23 protein-coding genes and 2 tRNA genes are annotated in these 24,565 nt (G+C 48.8%); all 25 read left to right on the plus strand.

Annotated elements, in window-relative coordinates:
- Positions 1-36 precede the first annotated feature (36 nt).
- Positions 37-993, plus strand: a complete 957-nt coding sequence (locus KNQ18_RS16875) for a ribose-phosphate diphosphokinase (RefSeq protein ID WP_012368955.1) — start codon at positions 37-39, stop codon at positions 991-993.
- A gap of 88 nt (positions 994-1,081) precedes the next feature.
- On the plus strand, positions 1,082-1,639 hold the full coding sequence (gene pth / locus KNQ18_RS16880; RefSeq protein ID WP_023466549.1) for an aminoacyl-tRNA hydrolase: 558 nt from the start codon (positions 1,082-1,084) through the stop codon (positions 1,637-1,639).
- A gap of 56 nt (positions 1,640-1,695) precedes the next feature.
- Entirely contained in the window at positions 1,696-5,211 is a 3,516-nt protein-coding gene (gene mfd, locus KNQ18_RS16885; protein ID WP_023466550.1) for a transcription-repair coupling factor, read from the plus strand.
- Positions 5,208-6,755, plus strand: coding sequence for a putative polysaccharide biosynthesis protein (locus KNQ18_RS16890; RefSeq protein ID WP_215085680.1), 1,548 nt, complete (start codon positions 5,208-5,210; stop codon positions 6,753-6,755). Before mfd ends, KNQ18_RS16890 begins: the two co-directional genes overlap by 4 nt.
- The gene (yabN, locus tag KNQ18_RS16895) at positions 6,752-8,182 is read left to right on the plus strand and encodes a bifunctional methyltransferase/pyrophosphohydrolase YabN (protein WP_149426595.1); all 1,431 of its coding nucleotides are present in this window, start codon (positions 6,752-6,754) and stop codon (positions 8,180-8,182) included. The genes KNQ18_RS16890 and yabN overlap by 4 nt, the downstream gene beginning before the upstream one ends.
- Positions 8,179-8,451 (plus strand): RNA-binding S4 domain-containing protein, encoded by a 273-nt coding sequence (locus tag KNQ18_RS16900; protein ID WP_023466556.1) that lies wholly within the window; start codon positions 8,179-8,181, stop codon positions 8,449-8,451. The genes yabN and KNQ18_RS16900 overlap by 4 nt, the downstream gene beginning before the upstream one ends.
- 66 nt (positions 8,452-8,517) lie before the next feature.
- Positions 8,518-8,895 carry an FtsB family cell division protein gene (locus KNQ18_RS16905; RefSeq protein ID WP_023466557.1) on the plus strand — a complete coding sequence of 126 codons (378 nt, stop codon included), beginning with the start codon at positions 8,518-8,520 and terminating at the stop codon, positions 8,893-8,895.
- An 83-nt stretch (positions 8,896-8,978) separates the two neighbouring features.
- A complete protein-coding gene (locus tag KNQ18_RS16910) occupies positions 8,979-9,494 on the plus strand; it encodes a S1 domain-containing RNA-binding protein (protein WP_023466558.1) in 516 nt (171 codons plus the stop codon).
- Positions 9,495-9,647: 153 nt separating this feature from the next.
- Positions 9,648-9,724: transfer RNA gene (locus KNQ18_RS16915), tRNA-Met, on the plus strand.
- 9 nt (positions 9,725-9,733) lie between these two features.
- A tRNA-Glu gene (locus KNQ18_RS16920) sits at positions 9,734-9,805 on the plus strand.
- Positions 9,806-9,874: 69 nt separating this feature from the next.
- Positions 9,875-11,107, plus strand: a complete 1,233-nt coding sequence (tilS, locus tag KNQ18_RS16925; protein ID WP_215085682.1) for a tRNA lysidine(34) synthetase TilS — start codon at positions 9,875-9,877, stop codon at positions 11,105-11,107.
- Between the two features lie 33 nt (positions 11,108-11,140).
- Positions 11,141-11,686, plus strand: a complete 546-nt coding sequence (gene hpt / locus KNQ18_RS16930) for a hypoxanthine phosphoribosyltransferase (RefSeq protein ID WP_023466560.1) — start codon at positions 11,141-11,143, stop codon at positions 11,684-11,686.
- Positions 11,687-11,806: 120 nt separating this feature from the next.
- Positions 11,807-13,810 (plus strand): ATP-dependent zinc metalloprotease FtsH, encoded by a 2,004-nt coding sequence (gene ftsH, locus KNQ18_RS16935; protein WP_215085684.1) that lies wholly within the window; start codon positions 11,807-11,809, stop codon positions 13,808-13,810.
- A 180-nt stretch (positions 13,811-13,990) separates the two neighbouring features.
- On the plus strand, positions 13,991-14,752 hold the full coding sequence (locus KNQ18_RS16940) for a type III pantothenate kinase (protein WP_029343061.1): 762 nt from the start codon (positions 13,991-13,993) through the stop codon (positions 14,750-14,752).
- 10 nt (positions 14,753-14,762) lie between these two features.
- The gene (gene hslO / locus KNQ18_RS16945) at positions 14,763-15,686 is read left to right on the plus strand and encodes an Hsp33 family molecular chaperone HslO (protein WP_023466563.1); all 924 of its coding nucleotides are present in this window, start codon (positions 14,763-14,765) and stop codon (positions 15,684-15,686) included.
- 12 nt (positions 15,687-15,698) lie between these two features.
- Complete coding sequence (locus tag KNQ18_RS16950; protein WP_215085686.1) at positions 15,699-16,010, plus strand: SurA N-terminal domain-containing protein; 312 nt, start codon at positions 15,699-15,701, stop codon at positions 16,008-16,010.
- An 80-nt stretch (positions 16,011-16,090) separates the two neighbouring features.
- On the plus strand, positions 16,091-17,035 hold the full coding sequence (gene cysK, locus KNQ18_RS16955; protein ID WP_215085688.1) for a cysteine synthase A: 945 nt from the start codon (positions 16,091-16,093) through the stop codon (positions 17,033-17,035).
- 87 nt (positions 17,036-17,122) lie between these two features.
- Positions 17,123-18,508, plus strand: coding sequence for an anthranilate synthase component I family protein (locus KNQ18_RS16960; RefSeq protein ID WP_215085690.1), 1,386 nt, complete (start codon positions 17,123-17,125; stop codon positions 18,506-18,508).
- Positions 18,505-19,086: an anthranilate synthase component II gene (locus tag KNQ18_RS16965; RefSeq protein ID WP_214806319.1), complete on the plus strand. Its 582-nt coding sequence runs from the start codon at positions 18,505-18,507 to the stop codon at positions 19,084-19,086. Before KNQ18_RS16960 ends, KNQ18_RS16965 begins: the two co-directional genes overlap by 4 nt.
- The gene (locus tag KNQ18_RS16970) at positions 19,070-19,909 is read left to right on the plus strand and encodes an aminotransferase class IV (protein WP_215085692.1); all 840 of its coding nucleotides are present in this window, start codon (positions 19,070-19,072) and stop codon (positions 19,907-19,909) included. Before KNQ18_RS16965 ends, KNQ18_RS16970 begins: the two co-directional genes overlap by 17 nt.
- The gene (gene folP, locus KNQ18_RS16975) at positions 19,906-20,691 is read left to right on the plus strand and encodes a dihydropteroate synthase (protein ID WP_215085693.1); all 786 of its coding nucleotides are present in this window, start codon (positions 19,906-19,908) and stop codon (positions 20,689-20,691) included. The genes KNQ18_RS16970 and folP overlap by 4 nt, the downstream gene beginning before the upstream one ends.
- 2 nt (positions 20,692-20,693) lie before the next feature.
- Entirely contained in the window at positions 20,694-21,065 is a 372-nt protein-coding gene (folB, locus tag KNQ18_RS16980; RefSeq protein WP_023466572.1) for a dihydroneopterin aldolase, read from the plus strand.
- Positions 21,062-21,577: a 2-amino-4-hydroxy-6-hydroxymethyldihydropteridine diphosphokinase gene (folK, locus tag KNQ18_RS16985; RefSeq protein WP_215085695.1), complete on the plus strand. Its 516-nt coding sequence runs from the start codon at positions 21,062-21,064 to the stop codon at positions 21,575-21,577. The genes folB and folK overlap by 4 nt, the downstream gene beginning before the upstream one ends.
- Entirely contained in the window at positions 21,577-22,569 is a 993-nt protein-coding gene (gene dusB, locus KNQ18_RS16990; protein ID WP_023466575.1) for a tRNA dihydrouridine synthase DusB, read from the plus strand. The genes folK and dusB overlap by 1 nt, the downstream gene beginning before the upstream one ends.
- Before the next feature lie 162 nt (positions 22,570-22,731).
- Positions 22,732-24,213, plus strand: a complete 1,482-nt coding sequence (gene lysS, locus KNQ18_RS16995; protein ID WP_214772669.1) for a lysine--tRNA ligase — start codon at positions 22,732-22,734, stop codon at positions 24,211-24,213.
- The last annotated feature ends 352 nt before the right edge of the window (positions 24,214-24,565 follow it).

A 24,565-nucleotide genomic window follows, 5' to 3' on the forward strand; every position in this document is an offset into this window, starting at 1 on the left:
CTCGTCTAAACCCAAACAAATGGAGGCCACCTACACATGTCTACTGTCTTAGAACATGAAATTCGTATTTTCGCACTCAACTCGAACAAACCACTGGCAGAGGAAATCGCTAAAGTCATCGGAATCCCGGTGAGCGAAAGTTCAGTCAAACACTTCAGTGATGGCGAAATTTCGATGAACATCGAAGAAAGTGTCCGAGGGGATGATATTTACATCATTCAATCGACAAGCCAACCAGTCAACGAAAACCTGATGGAACTTCTCATCATGATCGATGCACTGAAACGGGCGTCTGCACGGACAATCAACGTCGTCATTCCATATTACGGTTATGCGCGTCAAGACCGCAAAGCACGTTCACGTGAGCCAATCACGGCGAAACTCGTTGCGAACTTGCTTGAAGTAGCAGGGGCGACACGCGTCGTGACGATGGATCTCCATGCAGCACAAATCCAAGGGTTCTTCGATATTCCAGTAGATCAATTGATGGGTGTACCGCTTCTCGCTTCATACTTCGAGAAAAAGAACATCGATCCAAACGAACTCGTCATTGTTTCTCCAGACCATGGCGGTGTCACACGGGCACGTAAATTAGCAGAACAATTAAAAGCACCGATCGCGATCATCGACAAACGCCGTCCGAAACCGAACGTCGCAGAAGTCATGAACATCGTCGGTCAAGTCGATGGCAAGATTGCCATCATTATCGATGACATCATCGATACAGCGGGTACGATCACACTTGCAGCGAACGCTTTGATCGAAAACGGAGCGAAACAAGTCTATGCATGTTGTACACACCCTGTTCTTTCGGGTCCAGCAATGGAACGGATTGAGAACTCAGCGATCGAAGAACTCGTCGTCTTGAACACGATCGACTTGACACAACGCGAATGTGCAAGCAAAATCAAACAAATCTCTGTGGCACGCTTGCTTGCAGAAGCAATCATCCGTGTACACGAACAGAAATCAATCAGCCCGCTCTTCAGCTGATTGCTTGATGCATACGAACGACGTGGTCCGGTTTATTGAAATCGGACCCTTGTTCGTTTACTTTTTTTAATAGAAATGAGGAATCGATATGAAATGTATCGTCGGATTAGGGAATCCTGGAGCGAAGTATGCGAATACGCGCCACAACATCGGTTTTCTTGCGATTGATGCCTTAGCGGAGAAGCACGGGATCAAGCTTTCAGAATCGAAGTTTAAAGCCCTCTTCGGAACGGGAATGATAAACGGAGAACGTGTCGTGCTCGTCAAGCCATTGACGTATATGAACTTATCAGGTGAAGCGGTGCGACCGTTACTTGATTTCTATAAAATCGCGGTCGAAGATGTGCTCGTCATCTATGACGATCTGGACTTGCCGCTTGAGAAACTACGGTTGCGTTCAAAAGGCAGTGCAGGCGGTCATAACGGCGTCAAGTCGTTGATCCAGCACCTCGGTACGCAGGAGATCAAGCGCCTTAAGCTCGGCGTCGGTCGACCACCGGCACCCATCCAAGTCATTGACTGGGTGTTAATGAATTTTTCGAAGGCGGAGCAAGGAAGTCTGCAACATGTACTCAATGCGTCTGTCGATGTAGCGACGGACTTCATAGACACACCGTTTCTCGCTTTGATGAATCGGTATAACTGAACGCAACGCTTTGGGGTTCCAAAGCGTTTTTGCTGTCGTGTTTTAGGAGGAAGAAGATGAAACAATTACAAGAACTCTTACTAGCGATTCCTGAAATCAAGACGGTTCGGGAACGTTTCCGGGACGGTGTCAACGCTCAGTTGATCACCGGTCTGATGAACAGTGGGAAAGCATTGTTCGTCGCCGGGATTTATCAGGAGACGAAACGTCGATTCGTACTCGTGACACATAATATGTTCCAAGCACAAAAACTGTACGATGATTTGATTGAACTCGTACCGGAAGAAGACGTCATGCTCTATCCGGTCGATGAGACGTTAGCAGCAGAACTTTCTTATGGCGCAAGTCCAGAACTGCGGGCGACGCGGATTGAGACCCGTCATCGTTTACTGACGACGGACGACGGAATTTTGATCATTCCGCTCGTCGGTTTACGTCGATATGTTCCGGATGCACAGACGTTCCTGTCACACGTCAAACAAGTGAAGCCGGGCGACATCTTATCGATTCCGGACTTCGTCCAGGATTTAGTCGATGCGGGGTACGAACGGACAGCGACGGTGACGACACCAGGTGAGTTTGCTGTTCGCGGAAGTATCATCGATATTTATCCGCTTACGGTCGAACGCCCATACCGGCTCGATCTATTCGACGAGGAAGTCGACTCAATCTATACATTCGATGCGGAGACACAACGTTCGCTCGGTGTCGTCGCAGAAGCATGTTTGATGCCAGCGGCGGAACACTTCGCGACGAAGGATCAGTTGAAGGATGCGGGTGAAAAAGTCCGTCGTCTTTATGAGGCGACGAAAGAGCGCGTCCAAAGTACGGAAGTCCTCGCGGCACTTGAAGAGGGCATTGCTTATGACGTCGAGTTGTTAGAAAACGGCGATCGTCCGAAACAGTTCGCGAAGTATGCACCGATCCTCTACACGTCGACGCTACGTCAAGACGTGACGGGAAGTGTCTTGATCGTTGATGAAGTCGCACGGGTCGAAGAAGCGGCGGAAGTCCAGGATGCAGAGGAAGCAGAATGGATGGCGTCTCTCATTGAACGCGGACAAAGCGTCAGTGATTACGTCCTGTCCGTTCCGATGGCACATGTCTTTGAAGGACAGCCCTTGTTGTACCTATCGCTCTTACCGACTCGCCGGAGTGGAGTACCAGAAAGTGCGGCAATCCATTTCAGCATCAAACCGATTGCACCGTTCCATGGTCAGATGGAACGCCTGAAGCAAGAAGTCGAGCGATATCGTCGCGCGGACATGTGGATGGTCTTCTTAGCGAGTAACCGAGAACGTGCCGAGCGGATGCGTCAGACGTTGTCCGACTATGGGGTCGAAGCGTCGATCGTAACAAAAGAAGGCATCACTCGTGGTCAACCCGCGATCCTGATTGGGGGAATTCATGGTGGATTCGAGATGACGAATGCGCGTCTCGTCGTCATCACGGAAGAAGAAGTCTTCAAGCAACCAGCGCGTCGCCGGAAGCAAACGACGAAGCTGACGAACGCTGAACGGATCAAGAGCTACCAAGAATTGAAGACAGGCGATTACGTCGTTCATATTCATCATGGGATTGGACGATACCACGGCATCAAGACGATTGATGTAGCCGGTAATCATCAGGATTATCTCCATCTCGTTTACGCGGGAGAGGACTCGTTGTATGTTCCTGTCGATCAAATCGACTTGATTCAAAAGTATGTCGGGGCTGAAGGAAAAGAGCCGAAGATCTATAAACTCGGTGGAACGGAATGGAAAAAGGTCAAAGCGAAGGTCCAGAAATCGGTCGAGGATATTGCTGATGAGTTGATCAAGCTCTATGCGGCTCGTGAAGCTGCCGTCGGTTTTGCGTTCCCAGAGGACGACGATAACATGCAAGCATTCGAGGCTTCGTTCCCGTATGAGGAAACGGTCGATCAATTGCGATCGATTGCTGAAATCAAGAAGGATATGGAACGTCCGCGTCCGATGGATCGTCTATTATGTGGCGACGTCGGGTATGGGAAAACGGAAGTTGCGATTCGAGCGGCGTTCAAAGCGGTCATGTCTGGAAAACAAGTCGCGTTACTCGTACCGACGACCGTCCTTGCGCAACAACACTACGAAACGATGCTTGAGCGATTCAGTGAATGGCCGATTCGTGTGTCGGTCATGAGCCGGTTCCGTTCGCCAGCAGAATTAAAGGCGACGAAACAAGGATTGAAAGAGGGAACGATCGATGTCGTCGTCGGGACACACCGTGTGCTGTCGAAAGACGTTCAGTTCGCTGATATCGGATTGTTGATCATTGATGAAGAGCAACGATTCGGCGTGAAACACAAAGAGCGTCTGAAACAGTTGAAGACGAACGTCGACGTCTTGACGTTGACAGCGACACCGATTCCACGGACATTGCACATGTCGATGATCGGGATCCGCGATCTCTCGGTCCTTGAGACACCACCTGAAAACCGTTATCCGGTCCAGACGTATGTCATGGAATACGACGGAATCGTCATGCGGGAAGCACTCGAGCGGGAACTCGGTCGGGGGGGACAAGCGTTCTTCCTGTATAACCGGGTCGAAGGCATCGAGCGAAAGGCAGAAGAGATTCGCGCGCTCGTACCGGAAGCACGGATTGTCACGGCGCACGGTCGGATGACGGAAACCGAACTCGAGAGTCAGTTGATCGCGTTCTTCGAAGGGGACGCGGATGTTCTTGTCAGTACGACGATCATCGAGACAGGAATCGACATTCCGAACGTCAATACGTTGATCGTTCATGACGCGGATCAAATGGGCTTATCGCAGCTGTATCAATTGCGCGGTCGTGTTGGTCGATCAAGTCGCGTTGCTTATTCGTACTTTACGTACCGTCCGCAAAAACGATTGACGGAAGTAGCAGAAAGTCGTCTACAGGCAATCAAGGAATTTACGGAGCTCGGTAGTGGCTTTAAGATCGCGATGCGTGACTTATCGATTCGTGGTGCTGGGAACTTACTCGGCTCCCAACAATCGGGCTTCATCGACTCCGTCGGTTTCGATCTTTATTCGCAGATGCTGGCAGAAGCGGTTGAAGAACGCAAAGAACGAATGAAAGGTAAAAAACGCGTCCAGAAATTCGTACCCGAGTTCACGTTCAGTCTTGATGCGTATATTCCATCGCACTACATGACGGACTCCGAGCTGAAAATCGAGTTTTATAAACGCTTGAAATATGTCGATACCGTCGATAGTCTCGAACAACTTGAAACAGAGATGCTCGAACGATTCGGTGAGTTCCCAGATGAGGTTGCTCGTTTAATCCAATTGACGCGGATGCGGATTTTCGCCGAGCGGGCGCGTGTCGAGCGCGTCAAACAAACCGATCCGAAAATCGAGATCGTCTTGTCGCTTCAATCAACGCAACAACTCGATGTGGCGGATTTCGTCAAATGGACCGTTCCGCTTGGACGTGGTCTAGGGATGGGACAACAAGAACAGAAACTCGTCTTGACCCTGAACCGGAATAAACAGTCGACGCAACAGATGACGATGCAGGCAGAACAGTTGCTAGCAGAGCTTGATCGTCGGCTCGTCGCGCGATGAATAGACGAACGATTGCGCAAGGCGCAGCACTGCTTGCGATCTCTAGTTATATCTCGAAACTGCTCAGCTTCTTTTACCGAATTCCGTATCAGAACCTCGCCGGTGATTTCGGATTGTACGTCTATCAGACGGTCTATCCATTATTCGCGATAGCGGCAGCGCTTGGGATTTATGCGCTGCCCGTCATCGTGGCGAAGTTGACGCTACATCATCCAGATGAAAAACGGGAAGTTTTGTGGTCGATTTTTTATGTCTTGCTTGCGATGACGGTTTTCTTTGGTCTGCTCGGATGGTGGATTGCTCCGACACTGGCGGGGTGGTTCGGCGATGCAAAACTGGTCGTGCCCCTGCGTGCGGTGACGTGTACGTTTTATTTACTACCCGTGATTGCTGTTCTGCGAGGCATGTTTCAAGCGGATCTTGAGATGCGACCAACAGCTGTATCCCAAGTCTCTGAAAATGCCGTCCGTGTCGGACTTTTGTTGCTCGTGACGTATATCGGCGTCTCGATGCAGGCTGACCCCTACTGGATTGGTGCAAGTGCCCATCTGACAGCAATCGGTGGCAGCATCGTTTCGTTATTCGTCCTGTTACGTTTTGCGAAAGGAAAGATCGGTCGCCCTGTGTTTTCAAGTATTCACGTACGACGAGTCGGGAAAGTGCTCGTGACAAGCGGGGTGGCGGTCAGTATCGCCTCACTTGCTTTATTGCTGATGCAATTGATCGATGGATTGACGTTCGTTAACCTACTTGGCAATACGACGGAGACAAAAATTGAAAAAGGGGTGCTCGACCGTGGGTATCCGTTACTCCAATTCGCGATTCTGTTTGCGACATCGATGAGTCTTGCGAGCGTTCCGTCCTTATCGACCGCATACCGTAAACACGATCCGCAGATGATGCGTCAACAACTCGAGACATTACTCCGTTCCGGTCTATTGATTGCCGCTGCAGCGACAATCGGACTAATGGGTGTGATGCGTCCGCTCAATATTGCGTTATATCAAGATGACCAGGGAACAGCAGGGTTGATTTGGCTCGCGGCGACGGCATTTGCCGCTTCGATTGCGATGATGATCATCTCTTGTCTCCAGTCGGTCGATGCTGAAAAATATGCGCTCGTTGGTGTTCTTGTCGGATTAGGGGCGAAGCTCGTTCTGAATCTCTATTTCATTCCCCGATATGGTATGATCGGGGCGGGTATGGCGACATTTGGCGGTTTTGCCGTCATGGCGGCAGCACAATGGATTTTATTGAACCGGAAGTTCGGTCGCGTATCGGCAGGAAACGCGTTCTACCGACGACTGGTCTTACCTGTGCTCGCCATGAGTGTGTTTCTGTATCTGATCGAAACGTTCTTCCAGCTGTTTAAGCTTGAGACACGAATCGGTGCGGCACTCGAAGTCGGCGTCCTTGTCATCGGTGGTGCCATCATTTATGGCAGTATGGCATTACGCGTCCGTGCATTAACAGAACAAGAGTGGGCCCTATTGCCTTTAGGAGATAAGTTATATCAGATGTACCAACGTAGGAGGAGTATATGACACACCGAATCACGATCGTCGGCCTTGGCGTCGGCGAACTCGAACAATTGCCGTTTGGCATCTATCGATTATTAAAAAACACGACACAGCCTGTCTATTTACGGACAATGGATCATCCAGTCGTTTCAGAACTCGCAGTAGAGGGAATGAACTTTACATCATTTGACTCGGTTTACGAACGACATAGTCGGTTTGAAGACGTATACACAGAAATCGTTGAGGAATTGCTTCGCCTCTCAAAGACGACGGACATCATCTATGCCGTCCCAGGTCATCCACTGGTCGCTGAGAGTACCGTCCAACAGTTATTAGAGCGGACGGACGCGGTCGACGTTGTAGGCGGACAAAGTTTTCTTGATCCGATGTTCGCGGCGCTTGGTGTGGATCCGATTGAAGGGTTCCAGTTGCTTGATGCGACGGCGTTTGCCGTCGATGAAGCACAGATCCGTCAACATTTGTTGATTGGACAAGTCTATGATGCGCTCGTCGCCGGTGACTTAAAGGTTCAGCTGATGGAACGTTATCCGGACGAACACCTTGTCACTTTGGTCACGGCAGCGGGTACAAGCAAACAAACTGTCCAAAGCGTGCCGTTATATGAACTCGATCATGTGACGACGCTCAGTAACCTGACGACAGTCTACGTGCCACCAGTCACGGATGAGCAGACGTTGAACCGTGACTTCGCGACATTAAAAGAGATCATCGCGCGATTACGTGGTGAAGGTGGTTGCCCATGGGATCAAGAGCAGACACATGAGTCCTTAAAACGTCATTTAATCGAAGAATCTTACGAATTACTGGAAGCAATCGACCTTCAGGACGATAACTTAATGATAGAAGAGCTAGGAGACGTCCTTTTACAGGTCATGCTCCACGCACAAATTGGTCTAGATGAAGGGTATTTCGACATTCGAGATGTCATCGGAAGCGTCAGTGATAAGATGATTCGTCGTCATCCACACGTCTTCGGAGAAACGATTGTCGATTCTTCAGCAGACGTCGTTTCGAACTGGCAAGACATCAAAGCACAAGAAAAACCGGAGCGAACTTCCTTGCTCGATGGCGTAACAAAAGGGGCACCTGCCTTGATGCGCGCAGAAGATATTCAAAAGAAAGTGGCGAAAGTCGGTTTTGAATGGAGTGACGTCGAGGGTGCACTTGAAAAAGTAGTCGAAGAGTTACGTGAATTGAAGGAAGCCGCACCAGAAGAACGACTAGGTGAATTCGGAGACGTTCTGTTTTCGATGACACTCGTTGGGAAATACCTTGGTCTCTCGGCAGAAGAGGGGCTACAACAGACGAATGATAAATTCATCCGTCGCTTTACGCGAATGGAACAGCTAGCGGATCGACCGCTCGTTGAGATGACGCTTGAAGAGCAAGATTCACTCTGGCATCAAGCGAAGCAGGAGGAACAGTCATGAGACTTGATAAATTTTTAAAAGTATCGCGTCTGATCAAACGACGGACGCTTGCAAAAGAAGTAGCGGATCAAGGTCGGATTACGATCAATGGTAATGTGGCGAAAGCAAGTAGCACGGTAGCAGCGGGTGACGAGATGACGATCCGGTTCGGAAACAAGATTGTCACGGTTGCGATTTCGAGCATTAAAGAACATGCTAAAAAAGAAGAAGCGTCTGATATGTATGAGATCATCCGTGAAGAAAAGGTGAATTCCGAAGAATCGATGTAATTTACCGGAAAAAGGAAGTATACTAAAGAGTGTCAGGGATGACCACTCAGAAAGAGGAGGGATGATATGCCAACACCGCTCGAATCAGGGCGTCCAGCGCCAAAGATCAAGCCGCTCAATGACCGTAAGAAGCAGTTGAGTCAGAATGCCATCGAAAACCGTCGACGCCTCAAAAATCGCTTTTTCCTGTGTCTGACCGTCTTTTTGCTCATCTTTTCCCTCATGGGGTGGTCATACATGGAAAAACGGCAATTGATCGCTGAACAAAAGCAGTCGTTTCAAGTCGCTGAACAAGAGCAGACGAAAGCGAAAAAAGAGACCGCCCGTCTGAAGGAAGAAATCAATCGTCTCAATGATAAAGAGTATGTAGCGAACTTAGCTCGGAGCGAGTTGCTCTATTCGAAAAAAGGGGAAACGATCTTCTACTTTTCACCGGAAGACTAATTGAAGGTTGCCGATTGATTGAAAAAAGAATGAATCACTCGTATAATAAGAAACGAATCAACTAAAAAGGAGCAATACAATTTATGTCGATTGAAGTAGGCAGCAAAGTGCAAGGGAAAGTAACAGGCATCACGAATTTCGGAGCGTTCGTTGAGTTACCAACAGGGAAAACTGGTCTTGTTCACATCAGTGAAGTGGCAGATTCTTACGTTAAAGACATCAATGATGTGTTGACGGTTGGTCAAGAAATCACCGTCAAAGTCTTAAGTGTTGAAAACGATGGTAAGATCGGTCTTTCCATCAAAAAAGCCGTCGATCGTCCAGAAGGCGAACGTCCTCGTCCTGCACGTCAGTTCGACCGTGGACCACGTCCAGCAGGACAAGATCGTGGACCACGTTCGTTCGATAACAAAGGACCACGTGGAGGCGGTAACCGTGGAGGCTTCAACAAAGGCGGCCGTGGTACACCACCACCGCGCAAAGAACAATCGTTCGATACGCTGATGTCTAGTTTCCTGAAAGATAGTGAAGATCGTCTTGCTACATTGAAACGTCAAACGGATTCAAAACGTGGCGGACGCGGCGCAAAACGTCAATAACTTGCTGACCTGTTCTTTATAAGAATAGAGATGGAATGACGCCGTTCATTCCATCTTTTATTTTTTTGAAATTATTTTTAGAAAAAGCGTTGACTTTCATTTGACCTGCCCGTATTATAGAAAATGTGCTTAAGACGCACGAGTTAAAAATATGGCGGTGTAGCTCAGCTGGCTAGAGCGTACGGTTCATACCCGTGAGGTCGTGGGTTCGACTCCCTCCGCCGCTACCATATTTTTTTGGCCCGTTGGTCAAGCGGTTAAGACACCGCCCTTTCACGGCGGTAACACGGGTTCGAATCCCGTACGGGTCATTCTCAAAAGCTATCTCTATTATATAGAGATAGCTTTTTTTAGGTTTTAACGGAAAGGGGGAAATCGTTATGGAAGGTGTGCCGTTCGAACCACTTTTAGTAGGTGTTTCGGGAGGTTGTGATTCGATGGTACTCGTCGATCGGTTGTATAAAGAAGGTTACGATATCGCGATTGCGCATGTGCATCATGGATTACGAGAGGCGTCCGACGAAGAAGCGTGCTTTATTAAGAAGTGGGCAACGGCCCGAAAGATATCTTTTTTCATGACGCGTTTAGAATGGACAGGACGTACGAGCTCTCAAGCAGCTTGTCGCGAAGAGAGATATGCGTTTTTTGAACGAATCATGGAAGAGACCGGGCGCTCGCGTCTGATTCTCGCCCATCATCAAGACGATCAAATTGAGACGCTACTCATTCAGCTCATTCGTGGAGAAGCGCAGGTTGATGGTATTCCCGTCGTTCGTCCGTTTGGTAACGGTTGGTTGCATCGACCGTTGCTACATGAATCGAAGCAAACATTACGCGAGTATGCATTGCAACATGAAGTTCCGTGGCGAGAAGATGCGTCAAATGCAGAAACTACTTATTTGCGTAATCAAATCCGGCATACGATTGTGCCGCCACTTCGAGAAATTCGGCCAGAGTTTGAACAAGCAACAGCAGCGGCAGCACATGCGCGACAGCAAATCATGCGTGAGCAGGCGACATTCGTCGCGACCTATCTCGACCGGTGTAAGGAAGCGAACGGAATTCCGGTAGCACGTATTTTAGAATTACCGACGGATTTACAGCGGCTTGTCTTGCCGACACTAACGGGAGAAACATTTTCTTCAGAAACGATTCGTCACTTCATCATGTGGCTTCGGGTGGATAAGGGCTCGGACGAAGTGTATTATGGAAACTGGAGGATGCGACGTGCATATGGCTTTTTGATGCAGGATCGTGTGATACGGTCAATGAATGACGATTTACCGTTTCAAGTAGGGGAGAATTTGGGAACGTATCATTATGGTGAACAAATGGTTCGCTTCTCAATCGGAAACCAAGGTATCCCGCTGGACGCGATTGCGTTCCCGTTGACGGTGCGTCCGCCACGTCCAGGAGATCGGATTCAGCTTGCTGTGGGTTCGAAAAAAGTCAGTCGAATTCTGATTGATGCTAAGGTTCCACGTTATCTCCGAGAACAGGTTCCGGTCGTCGTCGATGCAAATGGAGTGATTTTAGCCGTCATTGGACATCGAATTGCAATATTCGGGTCATTTGAACTCCTCGCAAAATCTTATTTAATGATAGAATGGTAATGTAGTGTTTATTATGGAGGAGGAATACCTAGCATGACCTTGATGAACGATATGGAAAAAGTACTGATTTCAGAAGAAGAGATCCAAAATAAAGTGGGCGAACTCGCCGGCGAATTGACAGCGGATTATCACGATCGTTTTCCGTTGCTTGTGTGTGTCTTAAAAGGCGCAATGCCTTTCATGTCTGATCTTGTGAAAAAGATGGATATGCACCTTGAAATGGACTTCATGGACGTTTCAACGTATCACGGTGGGACAACATCAACAGGTGAAGTCAAGATTGAAAAAGATTTGAACACATCGGTAGAAGGACGCGACATCTTGATTGTCGAAGATATCATCGACAGCGGATTGACGCTTGGCTACCTCGTCGACCTCTTCAAGTACCGGAAAGCGAAGTCCGTTAAGATCGTGACGTTGCTCGACAAACCAACAGGACGGAAGAATGACTTGCACGCAGATTACAGTGGCTTCGTCATTCCACACGAATTCGTCGTCGGTTATGGTCTGGATTACGAAGAGAAATACCGTAACCTTCCGTATGTAGGTGTCTTGAAACCTGCAGTCTACGGCGGCTAATTATTTTTAATCTCGTCTGTCCCATGATAAGATGAAACCAATTACAAAGCGCGCCCTGTCGCGCCAGGATTCGTATTCATCCACTAGAAAAACGAGATGGATGCGGAGAGGAGGCATAAGATGAACCGAGCAGTGAAGAATACCCTCGTGTTTGGGGTCATTTTTCTAGCTTTGATCTTGTTTCTGCAATACTTGCAGAGTCCAGTGAACAAAAGCAAAGAAATCAATTACACACAGTTTGTCGAGTCTGTTGAAAAAGGTGAAATCAAGACGGCTACCTTCCAATATGAAGGGCAGACGTATAATGTGACAGGAGATTTGCGTGAAAAAGATTCGACGTATGAGACGGTCGTACCGGCTGTTGATACGGAACTAACGGATCTCTATACGCAACTCAGAAGCCAAGGAGTCAAATTGGACTTCAAGGCAGCAGAAACGAATGGTGGTTGGATCGCGTTACTGACGACGATCGTTCCATTCATCATCATCTTCATCCTCTTCTTCTTCTTGATTAATCAAGCACAAGGTGGCGGTGGTGGCGGTCGCGTCATGAACTTCGGGAAATCGAAGGCACGCCTCTATGATACAGAGAAGAAAAAGATCACGTTTGATGATGTAGCCGGCGCAGACGAAGAGAAACAAGAACTCGTCGAAGTCGTCGAATTCTTGAAAGATCCGCGTAAATTCGCAAAACTCGGTGCCCGTATTCCGAAAGGGGTCCTCCTCGTAGGTCCTCCAGGTACAGGTAAGACGTTGCTCGCGCGTGCTGCAGCTGGTGAAGCTGGCGTACCATTCTTCTCGATTTCAGGTTCTGACTTCGTTGAGATGTTCGTCGGTGTCGGGGCATCACGTGTCCGTGACTTGTTCGAAAACGCGAAGAAAAACGCACCATGTATCATCTTCATCGATGAAATCGATGCTGTCGGTCGTCAACGGGGCGCAGGTCTCGGTGGTGGACATGATGAGCGTGAGCAGACATTGAACCAACTTCTCGTCGAGATGGATGGATTCAGTGAAAACGAAGGTATCATCATGATCGCAGCAACGAACCGTGCTGATATTCTTGACCCAGCCTTACTCCGTCCAGGTCGTTTTGACCGTCAAATCACGGTTGATCGTCCAGATGTCGTCGGTCGTGAAGCAGTCTTGAAAGTTCACGCACGGAACAAACCGCTCGATTCGACGGTTGATTTGAAAGCTATCGCACAGCGGACACCTGGATTCTCAGGTGCGGATCTTGAGAACCTTCTGAATGAAGCAGCACTTGTTGCAGCACGTTCAGACCGTGATAAAGTCTCGATCGTTGATCTCGAAGAAGCGATTGACCGTGTCATCGCAGGACCAGCGAAGAAGAGCCGGATCATCTCGCCGAAAGAGAAAAAGATTGTCGCATGGCACGAAGCAGGACATACGATCATTGGTGTCACGCTCGACGATGCGGATGAAGTACACAAAGTAACGATTGTTCCTCGCGGTAACGCGGGTGGATATGTCGTCATGTTGCCAAAAGAAGATCGTTACTTCATGACGAAGCCGGAACTCGAAGATAAGATTACTGGATTGCTCGGTGGTCGTGTCGCAGAGGATATCGTCTTCGGAGAAGTCTCGACTGGTGCAAGCAATGACTTCCAGCGTGCGACAGGTCTTGCACGGAAAATGGTCATGGAGTTCGGGATGAGTGAAAAACTCGGACCACTTCAATTTGGATCAGCTCAAAGTGGCAACGTCTTCCTCGGACGTGATTTCCAAAACGAACAGAATTACTCGGATGCAATCGCACACGAGATCGATACGGAAATCCAAGCGATCATCAACCGCTGTTACCAAAAAGCGAAAGATATTCTGACTGAGAAGCGCGATCAGCTCGACTTGATTGCAACGACGTTGCTTGAAGTCGAAACACTTGATCAAAAACAAATTCACCATCTCCTAGAGACGGGCGAATACAAAAAACATGAACCAGAAGCAACGACTCCAAAAGCAGAAGAGAAAGCACCGGAATCGACAGATGCAACTGTTGATCAACCGACGCAGTCTCCAACGCAAATGGGTTCAGTCGTTGACGAAGGGAAAAATGTAGATACGGATACACCAGATACGCCGCGTCGCGACGATCAAGTGTAAACGGATGGAACGGATTCGATTGATATCGAATCCGTTCTTTTTTGTGGCAGACCGAGCGAATACACATCGGTAGGTGTGACCATACGAGCATGGTATAATCACAACGTATATAGTTCCGATCGTGAAACAACGGAATACAATAGAAGCATGAAAATTGAGAAGAAGCGGGGAAATAAGCAAATGATTTTAGTCATCGATGTCGGAAATACGAATATCGTCTTAGGTGTCTATCAAGGACAAGAGTTGATTGAGCATTGGCGGATTGCGACAGACCGAACACGGACGACGGACGAATACGGTATGCTCGTCAAAGCGTTGTTCCGTGACGCAGAGCTAAACGTGGAAGAAATCGAGGGAATCGTGTTATCATCTGTCGTACCCCCCGTCGTGTTTCCGCTAGAAAATATGTGTGTGCGTTACTTTAAACGCCGTCCGTTCTTGATTGGACCAGGAATCAAGACAGGACTCGATTTAAAAGTCGATAATCCACGGGAAGTGGGAGCCGATCGAATCGTCAACGCAGTAGCGGCGACAGCGAAGTACGAGGGACCGATGATCATCGTCGATTTCGGAACAGCGACGACGTATTGTTACATCGATGCACAAAAACGGTATTACGGCGGCATCATCTCACCCGGTGTGATGGTTGCAACCGAGGCACTCTATAATAAGGCAGCAAAATTGCCACGAATCGAAATCGCGAAACCGCAGTCAGCCATCGGACGGAATACGATCCATGCGATGCAGTCGGGGACCTATTTCGGATATGTGGCACAGGTGGACGGACTCGTTCACCGGATGAAAGAAGAAATGGGAGAAGCGAAGGTCATTGCGACCGGCGGCTTAGCCCGATTAATCAGCGAGGAATCCACGATGATTGAGGTCGTCGATCCATTCTTGACGTTAGATGGATTACGGATTATCTACGAACGAAATAAGTGAGGGAATCAAGATGAAACGTGAAGAATTATTAGCACAATTAAAAGATGACTATTTAGTACGGGCGTTAGGCTTCAATGGAGAAGTCCGTGCGTTTGCAATCCGTTCGACGAAGACGGTCTATGAAGCACAACTGCGCCACCAGACGACACCTGTCGTCACAGCAGCGCTCGGTCGAACACTGACAATCGGCGCAATGATGGGTACGATGCAAAAAGGCGATACACGTGTCACATTAAAAGTCGAAGGCGATGGACCGATCGGGAAAATCATCGTCGATGCCGACGCAAAAGGTGTCGTGCGTGGATATGTGAGTCGTCCCCGCGTCGAGATGGATACGTATGTCAATGCAGATGGTCTGACGAAACTAAAAGTCGGTGAAGCGGTCGGTCGCGGAAACATCTCTGTCATCAAGGATCTCGGACTACGCGACTTCGTCGGTGGTCAATCGCCGATTCAAACAGGTGAGATCAGTGAAGACTTCACGTATTACTTTGCTGTATCGGAACAAAGCCCATCGGTCGTTGGAGCTGGCGTTCTCGTCTATCCAGAAGACGAATCAGTTATCGCAGCAGGTGGATTGATCGTTCAATTGATGCCAGGTGCATCGGAAGAGACGATTGCAGCACTCGAAAAACGTGTTGGAGCTCTAAAACCGATCTCGATTCTTGTCGGTGAGGAAAAAACACCAGAAGAAATGTTAGAACTCGTTCTCGGTGACTACGAACATCTTGATACGATTCCGGTATCATTTGAATGTACGTGTGATCGTGACAAATTAGCGACAGCGATCATTGCCCTTGGACCAGATGAGATTCAAGCGATGATTGATGAAGATGGCGGTGCGGAAGCCGTTTGTCACTTCTGTTCAGAGCATTATCACTATGATGTTCCAGAATTAGAGGAACTTCGTGAAAAATCACTCGAAAGAGCATAAGAGGGATCTAATATGGGGAATGTACAACCTAAGTACTTGTGGATGTTGATCTTCATCTTAATGTTGACGAATTTCATGACCGGTGCTTACGCCTTCATGGGTGAGCTCCCAAAGGTCGATTCTCCTAAAATCGTTCAAGACAGCATCGGTGGTCCGCTCGAGGATGTCGTCGCCAAAGTCGGTGATGAGAAAATCACGCGCGCGATGGTCTATCAGACGATGCGAACGGAACAGGAAAAACAGACGATTGATCGTTTGATTCAAGAAGCGGTCGAACGCCAGACGAAGGATGGAAAAAAGCCGGAAGTCAAACGCTTTGATTGACAGATTTCATCCAATCCGCTGATAATTAGTTTATCGGATTACTTGGAATTCAAGCGGTTCACTAATGAGGAGGAATGGTCATGCGTATTGCGAATTCAGTATTAGATTTAGTCGGTCGGACCCCGATCGTCAAGTTACATCATCTAACGGGTCCTGAGGATGCAGATGTGTATCTGAAATTGGAGTACATGAACCCTGGATCAAGCGTAAAAGACCGGATCGCGTTATCCATGATTGAGGCAGCGGAAGAAGCGGGTCAACTTAAAGAAGGAGACACGATCATCGAGCCGACGAGTGGAAACACAGGGATCGGACTAGCGATAGTCGCTTCGGCGAAAGGATACCGCGCCATCCTCGTCATGCCAGAAACGATGAGCATGGAGCGCCGGACGTTGCTTCGCGCCTATGGTGCGGAATTGATTCTGACTCCGGGTCCTGAAGGGATGAAGGGTGCGATCGCTCGCGCGACAGCGGAAGCGGAAGAACACGGTTACTTCATGCCGCAACAATTCAATAACGGTGCTAATCCAGTCGTCCATGAAAAAACGACAGGTCCTGAAATCGTCGAAGCGTTCGAAGGCATGCAACTCGATGCGTTCATCGCGGGAATTGGAACGGGTGGAACGATCACCGGTGCTGGTAAAGTGTTACGCGATGCTTTCCAAGGTATTGAAATCATTGCCGTCGAACCAACGGATTCACCGGTCTTATCAGGTGGTAAACCGGGACCACACAAACTGCAAGGAATCGGTGCTGGATTCGTGCCGTCGATTCTCGATACAGAGATTTATGATGGTGTTGAGCAAATCACGACGGAAGAAGCATTCGATCACGCACGCCGAGCAGCGAAGACGAATGGTGTCTTAGGTGGTATCTCGTCAGGTGCTGCGATTGCAGCGGCGCTCAAGACAGCGAAACGTCTCGGTAAAGGGAAAAACGTTCTCGCGATCATTCCTTCGAATGGGGAGCGGTACTTAAGTACACCGCTGTATCAAGTCGAGGAAGAAGCAGACCAATCGAAGTAATCAATTGGACGTACACGGAAGTCATTCGGCTTCCGTGTACTTTTTTGCGTATAATGAGAGCAGAATAGTGTGAAGTGGGGGACGCGTATGCGACAGACGAAATACAAAGCAGTACCATGGACGAAAGAACAATTCTACAATCGATATGTTGAACAGACGAATGGCACAACGGGACACGTCTGGCTCGAAAGCGGTCGAATCGGCCGGTATACGATGGCGGCGACTCGTCCTGTCGGATACGTCCGGACAAAAGACGGAACGACGATGATTGAGACAGATGGAAAAGTCGAGACATCGACGGCGAATCCGTTTGATGTACTCGAACAGCTCCGCGTCGACCGTGAATCAGTCCGACCGGATGGAATGCCACCGTTCTTTGGTGGATTTGCCGGTTACGTCAGTTATGATGCCGTCCGTTATTTAGAAAAGTTACCGGAGCGAGCGATGGATGATTTGCAAACACCCGAGCTGTCATTTTACTGGTACGATGAAGTCGCCGTGTTTGATGAGGAAACGAAGCAGTTGTTCATTGCCGTGACACGAGACACGGCAGAAGAAGCAGAGCGAGTTCTTGAAACGGAAGTCGCGCGTTGGTGCATCGAGACGACCGCACCTCAATTTACAGCGACTGGTTCATCAGGTGAGCGAGAACGAGCCTTCGGGCAGGAAGCGTTCATGACAGCGGCACACCGGATTAAATCCTATATTGAGGACGGTGACGTTTTCCAAGTTAATTTGTCCGTCCGTCAACAAGAACCGCTTGGGACGACAGCGGAACATTTGTATGATGTATTACGACAAGTCAATCCTTCTCCATACATGGGTTACTTTGCGGATGAAGATTTAACACTCGTGTCCGCCTCACCCGAGTTGCTCGTCGAAAAAATCGGTGATGCGTTAGCGACACGTCCGATTGCCGGAACACGGCCGCGCGGGAAGGATGAAGCGGAGGATTTACGACTTGCGAAAACCTTACTCGATAATGAAAAAGAACGGGCAGAGCATGTGATGCTCGTTGATTTAGAGCGGAATGATTTAGGACGCGTCAGTCGTTATGGTACGGTTCATGTCGATGAGCTGATGGTGATCGAGAAATACTCGCACGTACAACACATCGTCTCAAACGTCAGAGGGGAAGTAGCTCCGGAACACTCGGGGAGTCAGGTGCTCGCTGCGATGTTCCCAGGTGGTACGATCACTGGAGCACCAAAAATCCGGACGATGGAAATCATTGAAGAACTGGAACCGGTCCGGCGCGGTATCTACACTGGGTCGCTTGGCTTCATCAGTTGGGCGGATGATGTCATCTTCAACATCTTGATCCGGACACTTGTTGCAAAAGACGGGATGGCATATGTCCAAGCAGGTGCTGGAGTCGTCACGGACTCGGACGCAGCACGTGAATACGAAGAGTCACTCAGTAAAGCCAAAGCGTTATGGGTGACCAAAGAAACAGCGGAGGGAACGCAATGATTGTATTGATTGATAACTATGATTCCTTTACGTATAACTTAGTCCAGTATTTTGGCGAACTCGGACAAGACATCCGGGTATTTCGCAACGACGCGATTACCCTTGCGGAAATCGAAGCGTTGCAACCGGATCATCTGGTCATCTCGCCGGGTCCTTGTACGCCGAATGAAGCGGGGATCAGTTTAGAAGCGATTGCTTATTTTGCTGGGAAGGTGCCGATACTAGGGGTCTGCTTAGGTCATCAAGCGATTGGGCAAGTATTCGGTGGTAAAGTCGTCCGCGCGAAGGAATTGATGCACGGAAAAGTCTCGCCACTGACGCATGACGGACAAGGTATCTTTGAACGGATCCCACAATCGACACCGGTGACACGTTACCACTCGCTCGTCGTTGAACGCGAGACATTCCCGGAAGTGCTCGAAGTGACGGCGGAAGCCGGTGGAGAGATCATGGCACTCCGTCACCGGACGTTGCCGATTCTCGGTGTCCAGTTCCATCCGGAAGCGATTTTGACGCGAGACGGGAAGCAGATGTTAAAAAATTTCTTGGAGTTGACGCATTATGTATCTCTGGCATGACGGAACCATTAAACGAGAAGAAGAAGTACGCATCTCCCCGCTCGATCACGGATTCGTCTACGGGATGGGTGTATTCGAGACGTTTCGGACCTATAACGGACATCCGTTTTTGTTCGATGATCATATTGAACGCTTACGGATGAGTTGTGTCGCACTCGGAATCCAGCTAGCATATGACCGGGAAACCTTACGGCAAGCGATCCAAGATTTATATGCAGCATATGGGGCGAACGATTTATACATTCGGTTGAACGTCTCTGCCGGTCCACGCGAGATCGGGTTATCAATCGATCCTTACGACACGCCGACCGTGTTGATCTATGCGAAACCAATCGCTCCGCGAAAACGGGCGGAACGTGCACTCGAGACGATTCGTTTACCGCGCAGTACGCCGGAGACGACTTACCGCTTGAAGTCACATCATTACATGAACAATCTAGTGGCGAAACGCCAATTGTTCAATCCGGAAGCAGAAGGGCTGTTTTTAACGAAGGAAGGTCATGTCTGTGAGGGCATTACGTCAAACATCTTTTGGCGTTACGGAAGTACATGGTATACGTCACCGCTTGAAACCGGTGCACTGAACGGGATTACCCGTCAGTTTCTCATGCAATATGTACCGGTCGAAGAACGCTTGGCTTATTTACCGCAGCTCGAAGAAGCAGATGAGATCATCTATACGAATTCCGTTCAGGAAGCGGTCGCGATTTCGTCACTTGACGGACGCCCTTTCCCTGGAATCAACGGAACAGGATATGCACAAATCATGACGCTGTTCGATCAATCCGTCGAACATGTGACGACAAGGAGAGAACAACGATGACCTACATCATGGGTATCTTGAACGTGACACCGGACTCCTTTTCGGACGGTGGACAATATGTCGATGTCGAGCAAGCGATGCGGCAAGCGCGTCAGCTCGTCGCGGATGGAGCAGATGCGATCGATGTCGGTGGAGAGTCGACACGGCCGGGTGCAGCGTTCGTATCAGTCGAAGAAGAACTCGCCCGTGTTTTACCGATCATCAAGCGCATCAAACGAGAGCTGAACGTACTGGTGTCGATCGATACGTACAAACCTGTCGTCGCAGAGGCTGCTATTGAAGCGGGAGCGGACATCATCAACGATGTTTGGGGCTCGAAGTGGGGCGATCGTTCGATGGTCAACGTTGCTGCGCAGTATAAAGTACCAATCATTTTGATGCATAACCGGGAGACGGCGCATGGGACAGATATGCTGGCAGAAGTCCGGGCTGACCTTGAGGAATCCATTCGGTTAGCAAAACAGGCAGGCGTGGCGGAAGAGCACATTTGGCTCGACCCGGGGATTGGATTCATGAAGACGCATGAAGAGAACTTGTACCTGATGCGTCATCTATCGATCGTAACGGACTTCGGGTATCCGGTTTTACTCGGAACATCCCGTAAATCGATGATTGGTCTCGCGCTTGGATTACCGACAGAAGAACGACTCGAAGGAACGATTGCGACGGTTTGCTATGGGATTCAACAAGAATGTGACTGGATGCGTGTGCATGACGTCAAAGAAGTCAAACGGGCAGCGCAGATGATGGACATCATGTTGGCTGCGACGAAGGGGGAATAACGGTGGATCGAATTCATGTAACAGGAATGCGTTTTTATGGGTACCACGGTGTATTCGCAGAAGAGACAAAACTCGGTCAACGCTTCAATGTCGACTTATCGATCGGACTTGCATTGGCAGAAGCCGGTCGGACGGATGATTTGACGAAAAGTGTCAATTACGCCGAATTGTATGAAGCGACGAAACGTGTCGTCGAAGGAGAACCGCTCCAACTCGTCGAAGCCTTGGCGGACCGTATTGCAAAAGCAGTATTTGCGTTAGACGAACGAATTCAAGAAGCGTCGATCAAGGTCATCAAACCGGATCCGCCGATTGCCGGTCATTATGAACATGTGGCGGTCGAGATCAATCGCCTTCGGGAGGACTATGCATGAAGGAAGCTTACATTGCACTCGGCTCGAACATCGGCGATAAGGCGGCTCACTTAAGAGCAGCGATTACTCGCCTGAGAGCGTTACCGTCCGTTCATGATGTGAAGGCCTCTTCCATTTATGAGACGGTACCTGTCGGATATCTCGAGCAGGATTTATTCTATAATATGGTCGTCGCAATCCAAACGACGGATGAGGCATCTGTCTTACTTAGACGACTGCAGGAAATTGAACAGCTAGAAGGACGCGAGCGTCTGTTCAAAAATGGACCACGAACGCTTGACTTAGATATTTTGCTATATGAGGAAGAACGCATTGATCTCGAAGGATTAACCGTTCCGCATCCGCGGATGCAAGAGCGGGCATTCGTCCTCGCACCATTACGTGAACTCGCAGCAACATGCGTCATACCCGGTCTTGGACAAAGTGTCGAGCAGTTGTATCAGCAGTTACCGGAGACAGAACGAAACGGTGTACGACGGTTAGGTGGGCTTTTAGAAGCGGAGGAACAATAATGGAATTTAACATTGGCGATGTCAAACTGAAGAATCAAGTCATCTTGGCACCGATGGCAGGCGTCTGTAATCCGGCGTTTCGGTTAATTGCAAAGGAATTCGGTGCGGGACTCGTCTGTGCGGAGATGGTCAGCGATAAAGGGATCTTGTACGAGAACGAACGAACGCTTCAGATGCTGTACGTAGATGAACGGGAAAAACCGCTCAGCCTTCAAATCTATGGCGGTTCAAAAGAGACACTCGTTCAAGCGGCACGATATGTCGAGGCGAACACGAATGCCGATATCATTGATATCAACATGGGCTGTCCTGTCCCGAAAGTCACGAAAAGCGATGCTGGAGCGAAATGGTTGCTTGATCCGGATAAGGTATATGAGATGGTCCATGCGGTGACGCAAGCGATCGATAAACCCGTTACTGTTAAGATGCGGACCGGCTGGGACAGTCATCACATCTATTGTGTCGATAATGTCAAAGCGGCAGAAGCGGGTGGTGCGAAAGCCGTTGCCATCCACGGGCGGACACGTTCGCAAAAGTATGAAGGGGTCGCAGACTGGAACATCATTGGCGAAGCGAAAAAAGCGGTCAACATTCCGATCATCGGAAATGGAGATGTTCAGACGCCGCAAGATGCAAAACGGATGATTGATGAGATCGGCGTCGACGGTGTCATGATCGGACGGGCAGCTCTCGGGAACCCGTGGATGTTGTATCAGACGATCCAGTATCTCGAATCAGGAACGCTTCCGGCAGAACCGACGGCGCGTGAGAAGATTGATATCTGTCTCTTACACGCCACACGACTAGTCGCGCTAAAGGGAGAAGAACTCGCCGTACGCGAAATGCGGACGCACGTCGCCTGGTATTTGAAAGGAATGAAGGGGAACGGTCGCGTTCGCAATGCGTTATTCAATATCGACACACACGCAGGACTCGTCGAACTGTTACAGCAGTACTTGCAGACACTCGAAGAAGACGTAGCATATGCCTAACAGGTAAAGTATAGTCGGACAGAGTCGTTTTGTGGTACGCTAGTTGCATTGAAGATGAGCGTATCGGTTTTCTAAAAGGGCTGTCGGTCATTCCGACAGCTTTTTATTCGAGAGAATCGTCGTGAACCATTATTAAAAGGAGTGAAGACAGTGAGTCAGGATATGGAAATGAACGATCAAATGCAGGTGCGTCTCGGTAAGATGAACGCCATGCGTGAACAAGGTCTCGATCCATTCGGCGCACGTTTTGAACGTTCGACGGATACTGAGAGCATTCGTGCATCATTTGGTGAACATACAAAAGAAGAATTGGCTGAACTGAAACCGGAAGTTGCCATCGCGGGGCGTGTCATGACGACACGTCGTAAAGGGAAGGTTGGCTTTACGAATGTTCAGGATGTGCAAGGTCAAATTCAGTTGTATGTCCGTAAAGATGACGTCGGCGAAGAGGCGTATGAGATCTATAAGACATGTGACTTAGGCGACATCGTCGGAATTCAAGGATATGTGTTCAAGACGAATGTTGGTGAACTCTCTGTTCACGTCACAGCATTTACGTTATTAACGAAAGCATTACGTCCGCTTCCGGATAAATATCACGGATTAAAAGATATCGAGCAACGCTACCGTCAGCGTTACCTCGACCTCATTACGAACCAAGAATCACGTGAGACATTCATCGCGCGGAGTAAAGTCATTCGTGGAATTCGTCAATATCTCGATAACCTCGGATACTTGGAAGTTGAAACACCAATGTTGCACACGATTGCGGGTGGAGCATCGGCTCGTCCGTTCATCACGCATCATAATGCACTCGACATGACGCTTTACATGCGGATTGCGATCGAGCTCCATTTGAAACGTTTGATCGTCGGTGGACTTGAGAAAGTCTACGAAATCGGTCGCGTGTTCCGTAATGAAGGAATCTCAACACGCCATAACCCAGAGTTTACGATGATCGAACTCTATGAAGCGTATGCGGATTATAAAGACATCATGAACTTAACAGAGAACCTGATCGCTCACGTCGCACAAGAAGTACTCGGTACGACACAAGTCACTTACGGAGAAGACGTCATTGATCTATCTGTCGGTTGGAAACGAGCACACATGGTCGATCTCGTTAAAGAAGCGACAGGTGTTGACTTCTTTGAACAGATTTCAAACGAACGTGCCCTCGAACTAGCACATGAACACGGTGTTGAAGTTCAGTCACACATGACGACGGGGCATATCTTGAATGAGTTCTTCGAACAAAAAGTAGAAGAAACACTCGTTCAACCAACATTCGTCTATGGTCATCCTGTTGAAGTGTCACCGCTTGCGAAGAAAAATCCAGAGGATCCACGCTTTACGGATCGCTTTGAATTATTCATCGTCCGTCGTGAGCATGCGAATGCCTTCACGGAATTGAACGATCCAATCGATCAACGTGAACGCTTCGAAGCACAACTCGTCGAAAAAGAAGCAGGAAACGATGAAGCACATGAAATGGATACAGACTTCATTGAAGCACTCGAGTACGGTATGCCGCCAACGGGTGGTCTTGGGATCGGGATCGATCGTCTCGTCATGTTGTTGACGAATGCGCCATCGATTCGTGATGTATTACTCTTCCCAACGATGCGTCACCAACAAAATTAATGAGTGGAGCTCCGTTCTTTCTATACTGTATAGAAGGAACGGAGCATTCTTTTTGAAGTCAACACAGGGATAAACGAGTCGAAAAACGGGTAATTAAAAGTTTTTAAATGTTTTTCTAATAAAATGCTTGTACGATTCAAAAAGCCATGGTATATTACTTCTTGTGCCGCGAATGGTCGTGACACACAAAAATAAATATCAAAAAAGTTGTTGACAATCGGGTTGATAACTTGTTAAGATATTAAAGTCGCTGAAAACGACACGACGAACTTTGAAAACTGAACGATGAGGCAAAAATCGTATTCTACGGAATACAAAAACGAATGAAGCGCAAGCTTCGTCAATCGTGACT

The sequence above is a fragment of the Exiguobacterium sp. s78 genome (assembly GCF_018618985.1).
Classification (GTDB): Bacteria; Bacillota; Bacilli; order Exiguobacteriales; family Exiguobacteriaceae; genus Exiguobacterium_A; species Exiguobacterium_A abrahamii.